Raw genomic sequence first — 12,395 nt, 5'->3', positions numbered from 1 at the left:
TGTAGCGATTTTTTTCATTGTTAAATATCCTCCTGAAAATTAAACTAGTTTTTTTTATAATTAATAATCATGTGATCAATGAGTTACAAAAGAATTTTTATTCGTTTTTGTTTAACGACAAGCCATACTCTAACAGAAAAATTGATGTTTGTGTGCATTGTTATTGATTTGTAATTTTTTGCTAATATTGTTACACAATCTCATTTAACCCAATTAATTTATGTAATATGAATAGAAATGATACGCTAAGCATTTTTAAAGTATTTGATTTTGAGTAACACAAACATTGTTACATGAATGTAAAATTACTGAAAATTCTTTTAGATAATAATTAACATAGCAGTGTGAATAAACAGTATTTGAATTTTTGATATTTTACGTTGATTTGATGATATGATTGAGCAATATTTTGAGAAAGCTATATAAATGGAAAAGAAAATTGATATAATTAAAATCTAATTTGTTACTACTAATTTTTTGAGAGTTGTATAATAGACACTGAAAAATAGATGTTGTCTAGTTAAATTTAGTTTAGCAATCGGGGAGAAGTTTAATTTAAAATACACACTAGGACATCGTGAGGAAGACATATGAGAGAAAATTATTCGATACGTGTTTTTAATAATTTAGCCATTAATACAGAAAAGGCACTGAGTGTAAAGGTATTTTATTGTTTGAAAGGGAAATGTGAAATCACTATCAATGTTCAGAAACATACATTAAAGAAAGATGATATAGCGTTTGTTGTAATGAATGATACGTATTCACTGTTAAGTAATACGGATACCATGTGTTGTATTATCGATATACCAATACATCGATATATTAGTCAGAAGGATACTCAATTTTTAATAAGTGGTACAAAGATTGATGAACGTAGTAGAGATAGAATAAAATACTGGATATTAAAAATATTAGAGTTACATTGTTTATCTTATAATGATGTGTCCGATATACAAAGATTGATACAATTTTTACTTATTGAATTGAGTTATCTAAAGAAACCAAAACTTGATGTCAATAAAGATTTTTATTTATCTGAAGATATACATCAATATTTAGTGGATCATCATGACAGTAAAATCAACAAACATGAACTAGCTGAAGCTGTTAACCTATCAAATCAAGCACTTACATCTATGTTTAAACAAACGCCATTTCAAACATTTAATCAATATTTAAATCAACTTAGATTAAAATTTTGTCTTATAGATATTTTGACAACCCATAAACCTATCGAAGAAATAGCTATAGATCATGGTTTTCATCATTATTCTCGATTTATACAATTATTCAAAAATACATATGGTTACACACCTAAATTGATTAGAAGAGATTATATAGCGACGTCTATCTTCAAAAATACTGCTGAAGAAATTGATTTAGATAGACATTTTCTTATGAACATTCACGAATTACAAGATTTAGATTCAAAAATAATAAGTAAAAAATATATTGAGATATCAGATAAAGGAAAAAAATATCGTTCTTATGATATTTATATTGAAGATAACCGAAGTACTATTCTTGATCAGGAGCAGATAATTCATATAAAGCGTAATTTAAGTTTAAGCCAAAAATCAATGCGCTATGTAATAGAGCTTAACTACACTTCTATGATTGAAAACAAAGAGTTATGTCGTTATGAGATGTTGAAAATTTTACGTTTTTGTTCCGGTTTGAATTTAATTCCAACATTTAAAATCATTACCGATCGACATGATACTTTTACATCAAAGGAAAAAATGGCTCTGAAGTTAACATTTCAAATGTTATTCATCATGCTAAGAGAATTTAATCAACTTGAGATTGAATTTATTGTAGAGGACATGATGTTAAAACAAGTAGTGCAGTTAAAAAAGATGATTAGTTCTTATTTTGAATATTATAAGTTAAATTATCGTATTAAAAATGAGAAAAATGGAAATGTTAATTATCAAAATTTAGAAAAACAAGTGACTCAAATTTTCATTCCTATTAATCAATTACATTTATATATTAAAGAGATATCATTTGAAAAAATCATTTTGGAAACTAGCTATTTGACCGATTTAAAAAGTGAGATTGTGGAATATCCATGGATTCAACATATTCATACATTAATTAAAATGTGTGGAGAAGTGAGAGGTGTTTTAATACAACCTTCCTCTGATTACTCTACCACTGTAACATATCATTCAAATTTAAAACCGTATCATATCTTGTCATATGTAATAAGAATGTTTAACCAATTAAGGGGAACAATCGTCTATAAAGATGATGCAATCATTATGACTAAATATAAGTATGAATATCAGGCCATTGCTATCTCTTTAAAAAATACGATTAAGGAAAATGTAAACCATCAACAATTAATTTTTTCAGATATTCAATCACTCAACCATGCAGAATATGAATATATAGAAATGATACCACTTTTAATGAATGAGAATGATGAGCTAGATAGTCATATACCATACCCACATCAATATTGGTTAGCAAAGTTGAAGAGTAAAGAAAGCCAACAAGCAATAGTTGATCTTCCTAAAATGAGTATTGCTCATTTAACATTTCTTTGTTCGTAGTCGTGCAAGGTTGTTGACTAAGAAAGGATTATCATCAAATGCAACAACAGAAGATTAAACAATTCTTAGCCCATTTTGTATTAGATCACGTCACAATAGAATATTTGAAATATGGCTACCAGCTGACAATTGAACAGCTTAAATTATTAATATTTATATTACATTTCACTGAAAATCATAAAGAAGAATTAAGTTTAAATATGATCATCTTTTACAAAAATTATCAAAAAAACAAATTGTTAAAAAGTATTACACATCTATATGTATTTAATTGGATTTCAAAAAAACGACATCCATACGACCAACGTAGACTAGTTATTACGTTAACTCAAAATCAATGTAGTAAAATAACTCAATTAATTGAAGAACTAGAACACTTCTTAGAGGTGAAATCTACATTAATAAACGAAATCAATCATTCAACTTTATTATCGTATTATTTAAAATGCCATAGTCAATTTAGAGTGATTGAAAAATCTTGTACCCCTCAACATTTAACATTAGAAGAATTATACCTTCTTGGGTTACTTATCATTAGTGATAACAAGACTACATTTAAAAGCATAAAAGTACATTCTTTAAAGGGAATCATTTCATTGAGACCTATTATTAAGACCTTACAGTCAAAAGGTTATCTCATTAAAAGTCGTAGTAGAGATGATGAACGCTATATTGTATTAACACTTAGAAAAGAAAAAATTAATGTGATTCAGTCAGAAATCGAGGAATGTTACAATAAATTAGAACAGGGAATACAGCATGTGTAAAATAAAATTTGTATTAACTAAAAGGAGTTGAAAGAATGATTTTAGACAATGTGAATCCAGATGATTTATTTCCTACCGAGAAAAAAGGCCCCTCTGTATTAGGTGTAATTGAGTATAACGTACAGGGCCAGACTAAATTTGAAGGTGCCTTCATAGCAACAAATGAGCGGTTAATTATGAATGTTGATATGAATGGACAATTTTATTATCGAAATATACGTTATGATGAAATTAATCAAATTCATTTTGATGGTTCAGATATTATATTTGAGTTCAATATTGGAACAGTTCCAATGCGTGAAATTAAGACTGAAGATGTACAAGCTTTTGTTGATTATATAAAACAACAAATTCAATAAATATACTAGTTTATTATGTGGTATTTACAATGAACTTAAAATTTTGAATTGTAAAAGATTTGATACCTTTAAAATGCCTTATGTAAAAAATTTGACTGCTCTTTTGATGTATACGAATTAATTCCAATTAAACAGATATGTTATATTAAAATTTTAAAAAATACGATGACGTAATTAGTGATATATTATTAGTATTAATATTTTTAATTACATCAATTTCACTATTATAAATGTTTTGGTTAAGAAATAAATGTATAAATGCATTTTGTAGTTATAAAAATATTGAATTCTTATACTTATTTGTTTAAAATGTACCTTGTAACATGGGCGGAGAAATTTTCGGTTAGATAAAATACATGTGAACCTTGCTACAACAAGATGTGCATCAGAGGAGTGGTTTTATAATGGGAAAAATTAAAGACATCAATGATTTGGTTAATGCGACATTTCAAGTTAAAAAATTTTTTAGAGATACTAAAAAGCAATATAATTTAAATTATGAAGAAATTTATATTCTTAATCACATTTTGAAAAGTGAATCTAACGAAATATCTTCAAAAGAAATTGCTACATGTTCAGAGTTTAAACCGTATTATTTAACTAAAGCATTACAAAAATTAAAAGATTTAAATTTATTATCTAAAAAAAGAAGCGTGCATGATGAAAGAACAGTAATTGTATTTGTATCCGATGAACAACGAGAAAAAATAAAAAAATTGATTTTAGAATTAGAAAACTATATCAAATAATACTAAGACACTGGCGTTTCATGTGTGTTTTTAAGATGAAGATTTCTAAAAAAGACTAGGTATCCCACTTTAAAGTGAGTGCCTAGTCTTTTTATTTGAAAAAATTAATATTTTCTTAAGGAGTTAATTTGTCGATGATAAATCGTTTGATTGATATATGATTGAACACGAGTCAAAATTTCTTCTATTATTTGAGTTCTTTTAGTCAAAATACGAACAGCCAATCCATGAGTAGGTAATTGTGAGATACCTATTCTACAGTCGTATTGTTTTTGAAAATCAGCAACCGCCACGTAAATATCGTCTATGAGACTTTGATTTACGTCCGGATGGATAAAATAAGCAGAACCTAGATGTGTATAGTTTTCCATATACCCAATACCGTCGAGTTTACTTTTCTCAGGACTTAACATCATATTATCAAAAACAACTAATTGATTTTCAATGTAAATTTCATTAATAAGATGCATATATTTATACGTAAAATCTTGCCCTTTAGATGAATATCCTGGTGTTAATATATCAGTGTAAAACATAGCACTATCTTCTTTAAGATGGAACGTATTATGCTGGTAAAATTTAGCATTTTCGTAGGCAATAATAGGATCTGCCACAAATTCCATATATGACTGATTTGATAAATGAAATGTTTGATACTGTTCTACATGATCATTGGGCGTCTTATATATTTTAGTTGCACCTTGAGAAGTGAGTACTACTTGTGCTTTATCTTCTAAGTTGACGTTGACCCGGTATCTATCTCCATCTAGATAACCTCCACCAACATTCACAATATAGAAAGTTGGTACAGGAGATTGTTCTAAGTATATAGGGCGTAGGACTTTGAGCGCTTTTTCAAAATATATATTTCGTGCTTTTGAGCTTTGGCCATTATTAAAAACTGTTAAATCCAATTGGCCAGTCCAACTCTGATTACCCATTAAGCTAATCCTTTGAGTAAGACATCTTGCTCAATCCACTCAATAACTTTTTCTAAACCTTCATCAGTTTTTAAATTTGTAAAAGCAAATGGACGATTTCCACGAAATACTTCAGTATCTTTAGCCATTTGATCTAATGAAGCGCCCACATATGGTGCAAGGTCTGTTTTATTAATAATGAAGAAATCAGATTTAATCATACCTTGACCACCTTTACGTGGTATCTTTTCGCCTTGTGCAACATCAATGATATAAATTGAAAAGTCAACAAGTTCTGGACTAAACGTAGCCGCTAAGTTATCGCCACCTGATTCAATAAAAATGAGTTCAATATCATCATTACGTTCTAATAACTCATCTATGGCTGCGAAGTTCATTGAGGCGTCTTCACGAATCGCTGTATGAGGACAACCTCCAGTTTCTACACCAATGATTCTATCTTCTGGTAAAACACCAGTATTAACTAATATTTTTTCATCTTCTTTAGTATAGATATCATTTGTTATAACGCCAATGCTCATTTCTTTGGCAAGACGTTTAACCACTTTTTCTATTAATTGGGTTTTACCTGCACCAACAGGGCCCCCGATACCAATTTTAATTGGATTTGACATCTCATATGCCTCCTATGAAATAAAGATTCTAACATGAACATTTTCATGTTCCATTTGATTAAGTTCTAAGCCAGGAGCAGTCATACCAAAATCACTCTCAACTAATTCTAGTATGTGATTACGTACCTTCTCGATATGGGATATCATTTCAGTTACGACTTGCTGCCCAGCTGTTTGTCCTAAAGGAATCGCTCTAACTGCATTTTGGGTAAGGCTAGAGATATTTTGATATAAGTAATAATCAATGATGGACTCTACATTGACGCCTAAATCATGTCCTAGCATAGTAAAGCACACAGCTGGATGAAGCTGTATTTTATGACTTTTCATTTGGTCATAGTACCATTGAATCCATTCACTTTCATAAAGATCTAAAGCTAATTTTACCATGCGTGTGCCCATTTGCTTAGCGCCAATACGTGTTTCTTTAGGTAAATTTTGTACGAATAGTTTTTGGTTAATATCTAAAATTTTATCTTTATCATTGCGTATTAATGCGTTGTACACAATTCTCATAGCTAACCCATCTGAATAAGTTAATTGTTCATTTATAAACAATGTTAACCATTCAATAAATGTCTCAGTATCATGAACAGCTTCTCTTTGAATATATGTTTCAAGTCCAAATGAATGACTAAATGCACCAGTTGGAAACTGAGAATCACAGAACTGAAATAGTCTTAAATGTTGATGATCAATCATGCGAATGTCCTATATGTCGAAATGCTTGATTGACCTTTCTGTCTTCATGTGAGTAGGGGATACCCAACTCTTTTAATAAATCTTCAACAAGATAGTCATATTGAATAAGCATTTCAGTTTCTGTAAATTGGGCAGGCAGATGTCGATTACCAAGTTGATGGGCAATATCTCCCATTTCTTTTAAACTTCTAGGCTTAATTACTAGTAAGTCTTCACTATTTACATCGACAATAATCATGTTTGTATCGTCTTGATATAAGATATCACCATACTGTAAATCAATGGGTTGTTTAAGTCGTATTCCTATTTCATTACCGTGATCTGTTTTAACACGTTGTATACGTTTAACCAAATCAGAGTTTTCAAGATAAACTTTTTCAACATGTTTTTGCTTTTCATCTTGTGATAAATTAGCAATATTTCCTTGTATTTCTTCTATAATCATGATTTACGTCCTCCTAGAATAAGAAGTATCTTTGCGTTAAAGGTAATTCTGTTGCTGCTTCACTCGTAATCTTATTACCATCAACAAATACTTCATATGTTTGTGGATCCACATCTATTTTAGGTGTAACATTATTATTTTTCATATCTGCTTTAGTTAAATTTCTAATATTTTTAACAGGACGTACCATACGTTTTAAATTAAGTTGACGATAAATACCGTTTTCGTATGCAGTATTAGAAACAAAAGTCATAGCAGTATGTGTAATGTTACCGCCAAATTGACCATACATTTTGCGATATTTCAAAGGCTCTGAAGTTGGTATGGAGCCATTAGCATCACCATTTGCTGCTGAGTTAATCATGCCACCTTTAACAACAAGATCGGGTTTGGCACCGAAGAACTCAGGTTCCCACATTACTAAATCGGCAAGTTTACCCGCTTCTACAGATCCAACATAGTCAGAAATACCATGTGTAATGGCAGGATTGATTGTATATTTTGCAATGTAACGTTTAATACGATTATTATCGTGATATTCAAAGTCACCATCTAATGGTCCGCGTTGTTCTTTCATACGGTGTGCAACTTGCCAAGTACGTGTTACAACTTCACCGACACGTCCCATTGCTTGTGAATCTGAACTTACCATACTAAATACGCCCATATCTTGTAATACGTCTTCTGCTGCTATAGTTTCCTTACGTATACGAGAATCTGCAAATGCAATGTCTTCTGGTATTGAAGCATTAAGATGGTGTGTGATCATAACCATGTCTAAATGTTCATCTACAGTGTTATGAGTGTAAGGTAATGTTGGGTTTGTTGAAGAAGGTAAGATGTTTGAATATGCAGCTGATTTGATTAAGTCAGGTGCATGACCACCACCAGCTCCTTCAGTATGATACATATGCAATACACGATCTTTAACAGCAGCCATAGTATCTTCCATAAATCCAGCTTCATTTAATGTATCTGCATGTAAAGCGACTTGAACATCAAACTCATCTGCAACGTCTAATGCATGACTTAATGCTGAAGGTGTAGCTCCCCAATCTTCATGTACTTTAAGACCTATAGCGCCTGCATGAATTTGTTCAATAAGTGCAGTATGATTGACAGCTTGACCTTTACCAGTAAATCCTACATTAATAGGCATCTCTTCTGCTGCTTCTAACATACGATGAATATGCCAAGGTCCTGGTGTTACAGTAGTCGCTTTAGCCCCTTCAGAAGCACCAGTTCCTCCACCGATATGCGTTGTAATACCACTCTCAAGTGCAACTTCAGCTTGTTCAGGATTGATGAAGTGCACGTGTGTATCGATACCGCCGGCAGTAACAATTTTACCTTCAGCAGCAATAATATCAGTTGTTGCACCAATGATGATGTCAACGTTATCCATTATATCTGGGTTTCCAGCTTTACCGATCTTAAAAATATAACCATTTTTAATTCCGATATCTGCTTTAACAATTTTGTCATAATCAATAATTAATGCGTTAGTTAAAACTAAATCAGCTACATTTTTATCATCTCTTGTCACATTAGGATTTTGAGCCATACCATCACGAATTGATTTACCGCCACCGAAAGTAGCTTCATCGCCATAATTTGCATAGTCTTTCTCAACTTGTGCAAATAAGTTCGTATCTCCTAATCTCACAGAGTCTCCTACAGTTGGTCCATAAAGACTAGTGTATTGAGATTGTGTCATTTTAAAACTCATGCTTATTTACCACCTTTTTTATTCGCATTGTCTTCGCCTGCATCGTTTTTAACAGCGGCGTTTTGATTTGAATCATTTGGACGAAATACGCGTTCTTCATCAATATCGCCATCGACTAAACCACGTAATCCATAAATTTTACGTCGTCCAGAATATTCGACAAGTTGTACTTTTTTTTCATCACCAGGTTCAAATCTCACAGCTGCGCCTGCAGGAATATCCAAATGTTTACCATATGCTTTCTCACGATCAAATTCTAATGCCTTATTTGCTTCGAAAAAGTGGAAATGTGAACCTACTTGTATAGGTCTATCGCCTGTATTTTTTACTTCAATCACCGTTTCGGGGTGATGCTTATTGATTTCTATTTCAGTATTTTTAACAATAATTTCACCAGGAATCATTGATATAGCCTCCTTAAACGATTGGGTGATGGACTGTTATTAACTTAGTACCATCTGGAAAAGTTGCTTCAATTTCAAGTTCTGTAATCATGTTAGCTACGCCATCCATGACATCTTCCTCATTTAAAATTGTTTTTCCATAACTCATGAGTTCAGCCACCGTTTTACCATCACGCGCGCCTTCTAATAATTCATCACTGATTAAAGCAAGTGCTTCAGGATGATTAAGTTTAAGTCCTCTTGCTTTTCTACGACGTGCAACTTCAGCAGCTACAACTATCATTAATTTGTCTTGTTCACGTTGTGTAAAGTGCAAAACTATCCCTTCTTTCAAAATAATTTGTCTTGCGAATTTTATATTAAAACTATTTAATGAATTATACAAGTATAATACTTTGATAATTTTATCGAATTAACAATGTTTTTTTAAATTAAGTGTATAAAAGTTGAATAAATATGAAAAATATCCAGCGTACATAAACATTATTTTAGTAAAATGTAATTGATATGATGAATATTTAGTGGTAATTTGAAAATTGTCTTTATTAAATAATTAATGTTGTGAATAAAAGGAGGCTATAAAATTGAAATTGATAAAAGTAATTTTAAGTAGTATCTCTCAAGTGGTTTTAATAAATAATCCATACACTGGATTATTTATTTTAATTGGATTGTTTGCAGTGAATTGGAAAGTAGCAATCAGTGCTATAATTGCAAGTGTAATGACTTGGATATTGGCACCACATATGAATTACACAAAAGATGAAATCGAAAGTGGATTAGCCGGGTTTAACCCTGTATTAACAGCAATTGCACTTACTTTATTTTTGGATAGCAATTGGAGCGGTATATTAATCACATTCGTATCCACTATTTTAACGTTACCGATTGGAGCAGCGGTAAGAGAAGTATTGAAACCACATAAAATAGCATTTTTAACTAGCCCGTTTGTTATTATGACGTGGATTACTTTGTTAATACCTAATCAACTTAAAACGTTACATACTCAGATTGATATTATTCCGGAGCATATAGAAAAGGTATCTTTAAATAATGACCACATCCGTGTTCATTTTTTTCAATCAGTTTTAGATGGATTTGGACAAATATTTTTAATGCCCAGCATAATAGGTGGTTTATTAATTCTAATAGGGATTTTTATAGGTTCTAAAAAAGCTGGAATTGTTTCTATAATTGCAAACATCATTGGGTTCCTAATAATTATATTATTGGGTGGAGACTATAGTAGTATAAATGACGGCATTTTTGGCTATAATGTAGTTTTATCTGCGATTGCGCTAGGTGTCACTTTTGAGACAGCAATCCATAGTTATCTCGCAATGATTTTAGGAATAGTGCTCACTGCATTCATACATTTAGGTTTGAGTACATTGCTCGCACCTCTAGGTTTACCACCTTTAACATGGCCATTTATTTTTGCTACATGGATTATGTTGTTTGCAGGAATTAACAATCAATCTGTATAAATAATGCATAATTAAAGTGAAAATATTAAAATTTGCAAATTGAGTTAACCTTAATTGATACACTATGATTATTTTTAAATTTATAATCACAACTGTTTTAGAACAGATATTTAATTCACTACGTTTTATGTCCGAAATTTTAGCATTACTTTATAAAATTTAAATGTATTTGAAAATCAAAATTCTACTAAAAAGCATCTGTCTTCATTATAAAAGTGGCGATGAGTTTATATTGAAATTTTATAAAAGAAATAAAATTGACTAATTAGATATATTCATAGTTAAGTTATGTATATATTTATTGGTAACTTTTCAATATCAGAGAAAAATGCGTATGAAGATTCATTCGTAAATTTTGAAAAAATAAAGTCGAGTGTTAAACTATGAATAATTAATTTTAAAATAAAAAGGGTCATAGGGGGCGTAAATGTGATGGAGTCTTTTTTAATTCACACTGACATTCAAAAGAAATGGATTCGTAAATTTAAAAAGATTGAAAGTGAATTCAAAGCACGTGCAGCTGAAAATGATATTCAATCTAGATTCCCATATGAAAATATTGAATGGCTGATAAAGGAAGGATATACTAAACTAACTTTGCCTGTAGAGTATGGAGGTGAAGGTGCTACTATTGAAGATATGGTGATTTTACAAAGTTATTTGGGTGCTATTGATGGAGCGACTGCTTTATCTATAGGGTGGCATTTGAGTGTAATTGGTCAATTGTACGAGCAACATATGTGGACACCATCAATGTTAGATTCCTTTGCTAAAGAAGTTGTTCACGGTGCACTGATCAATAGAGCAGTCAGTGAAGCGGAAACTGGTAGTCCTACTAGAGGTGGTCGCCCATCTACACATGCTGTTAAAGTTGAAAATGGTTATGTTATAAACGGTGTTAAAACCTTTACATCTATGAGTAAAGCATTGACACATTATATTGTTGGCGCCTATGTTGAAGAAACTAAATCGATGGGATTCTTTTTAATTCCTCGGTCAACTAAAGGAGTAAGTATTGCTGACAATTGGAATATGGTTGGTATGAGAGCGACTGAGAGCCATGATTTAATTCTTAATAATGTTCATGTTCCTAATGAAAATTTTGTAGAATCAAAACGTGAATCAAGACCTAATGGTTGGCTTCTTCATATACCGAGCTGTTATCTAGGTATTGCACAAGCAGCTCGTGACTATGCAGTAGATTTTGCAAAAAATTATCGTCCTAACAGTATTACAGGTACGATTGATAGTTTACCTACAGTGCAACAAAATTTAGGGAAAATGGAAAGTTTATTACTTTCTGCAAGACATTTTCTATGGAGTACAGCTAGAGGATATCAATCATATACAGAGGATGCACAAATATGGAATGAAACCTCAGCAAGTAAAGTGGTGGTAATGAACCAAGGTATAGAAATCGTTGATTTAGCTATGAGAATAGTTGGAGCTAAGAGCCTAGAAATGAACAGACCTCTTCAGCGGTACTATAGAGATATACGTGCTGGATTACATAATCCACCAATGGAAGATATGGCTTACACTAATATTGCTAAAAGTATTACAAACAAACTCTAATGTTATATTGATATTCTTTAAAGGAATGAGATGGAATTTAATGTTCTTCATTGCAACGC

Annotated in this window: 13 protein-coding genes; 6 read left to right on the top strand and 7 right to left on the bottom strand. The window is 31.1% G+C overall.

The genetic code is table 11. From position 1 onward, the window contains the following. Positions 1 to 590: 590 nt before the first annotated feature. The 4 genes from HMPREF3058_RS04125 to HMPREF3058_RS04110 all read left to right on the top strand — a co-directional run bounded on the left by HMPREF3058_RS04125 (position 591) and on the right by HMPREF3058_RS04110 (position 4,439). Complete coding sequence (locus HMPREF3058_RS04125) at positions 591 to 2,564, top strand: helix-turn-helix transcriptional regulator (RefSeq protein ID WP_002499617.1); 1,974 nt, start codon at positions 591 to 593, stop codon at positions 2,562 to 2,564. A 38-nt stretch (positions 2,565 to 2,602) separates the two neighbouring features. Then, positions 2,603 to 3,331, top strand: coding sequence for a transcriptional regulator, SarA/Rot family (locus HMPREF3058_RS04120; RefSeq protein ID WP_070731148.1), 729 nt, complete (start codon positions 2,603 to 2,605; stop codon positions 3,329 to 3,331). A 35-nt stretch (positions 3,332 to 3,366) separates the two neighbouring features. Continuing rightward, positions 3,367 to 3,690 carry a PH domain-containing protein gene (locus HMPREF3058_RS04115; RefSeq protein WP_002447289.1) on the top strand — a complete coding sequence of 108 codons (324 nt, stop codon included), beginning with the start codon at positions 3,367 to 3,369 and terminating at the stop codon, positions 3,688 to 3,690. Between the two features lie 404 nt (positions 3,691 to 4,094). Continuing rightward, entirely contained in the window at positions 4,095 to 4,439 is a 345-nt protein-coding gene (locus HMPREF3058_RS04110) for a SarA family transcriptional regulator (RefSeq protein ID WP_002457969.1), read from the top strand. A 104-nt stretch (positions 4,440 to 4,543) separates the two neighbouring features. Here HMPREF3058_RS04110 and HMPREF3058_RS04105 read toward each other — a convergent pair whose 3' ends face one another. The 7 genes from HMPREF3058_RS04105 to HMPREF3058_RS04075 are packed head-to-tail and all read right to left on the bottom strand — an operon-like array spanning position 4,544 to position 9,590. Beyond that, positions 4,544 to 5,380 (bottom strand): urease accessory protein UreD, encoded by an 837-nt coding sequence (locus tag HMPREF3058_RS04105; protein ID WP_002491569.1) that lies wholly within the window; start codon positions 5,378 to 5,380, stop codon positions 4,544 to 4,546. Continuing rightward, a complete protein-coding gene (gene ureG / locus HMPREF3058_RS04100) occupies positions 5,380 to 5,994 on the bottom strand; it encodes an urease accessory protein UreG (RefSeq protein WP_002447292.1) in 615 nt (204 codons plus the stop codon). Before ureG ends, HMPREF3058_RS04105 begins: the two co-directional genes overlap by 1 nt. 12 nt (positions 5,995 to 6,006) lie before the next feature. Next, positions 6,007 to 6,696: an urease accessory protein UreF gene (locus HMPREF3058_RS04095; RefSeq protein WP_002491557.1), complete on the bottom strand. Its 690-nt coding sequence runs from the start codon at positions 6,694 to 6,696 to the stop codon at positions 6,007 to 6,009. Then, a complete protein-coding gene (gene ureE / locus HMPREF3058_RS04090) occupies positions 6,689 to 7,141 on the bottom strand; it encodes an urease accessory protein UreE (RefSeq protein WP_002457967.1) in 453 nt (150 codons plus the stop codon). The genes HMPREF3058_RS04095 and ureE overlap by 8 nt, the downstream gene beginning before the upstream one ends. 13 nt (positions 7,142 to 7,154) lie before the next feature. Beyond that, positions 7,155 to 8,870, bottom strand: a complete 1,716-nt coding sequence (gene ureC / locus HMPREF3058_RS04085; protein ID WP_002491576.1) for an urease subunit alpha — start codon at positions 8,868 to 8,870, stop codon at positions 7,155 to 7,157. A 2-nt stretch (positions 8,871 to 8,872) separates the two neighbouring features. Then, positions 8,873 to 9,274, bottom strand: a complete 402-nt coding sequence (locus tag HMPREF3058_RS04080; RefSeq protein ID WP_002491580.1) for an urease subunit beta — start codon at positions 9,272 to 9,274, stop codon at positions 8,873 to 8,875. A 13-nt stretch (positions 9,275 to 9,287) separates the two neighbouring features. Beyond that, complete coding sequence (locus HMPREF3058_RS04075; protein ID WP_001832402.1) at positions 9,288 to 9,590, bottom strand: urease subunit gamma; 303 nt, start codon at positions 9,588 to 9,590, stop codon at positions 9,288 to 9,290. Between the two features lie 268 nt (positions 9,591 to 9,858). Between HMPREF3058_RS04075 and yut the strand changes: the two genes are divergently transcribed. After that, complete coding sequence (gene yut, locus HMPREF3058_RS04070) at positions 9,859 to 10,761, top strand: urea transporter (protein WP_049386414.1); 903 nt, start codon at positions 9,859 to 9,861, stop codon at positions 10,759 to 10,761. A 432-nt stretch (positions 10,762 to 11,193) separates the two neighbouring features. Next, positions 11,194 to 12,336, top strand: coding sequence for an acyl-CoA dehydrogenase family protein (locus tag HMPREF3058_RS04065; RefSeq protein ID WP_002491571.1), 1,143 nt, complete (start codon positions 11,194 to 11,196; stop codon positions 12,334 to 12,336). Positions 12,337 to 12,395 lie beyond the last annotated feature (59 nt).

This window comes from Staphylococcus sp. HMSC068G11, assembly GCF_001815825.1.
GTDB classification, from domain to species: domain Bacteria; phylum Bacillota; class Bacilli; order Staphylococcales; family Staphylococcaceae; genus Staphylococcus; species Staphylococcus epidermidis.
Note: the sequence above shows the minus strand (reverse complement) of the source record. Positions and strands in the feature narration are given on the sequence as shown.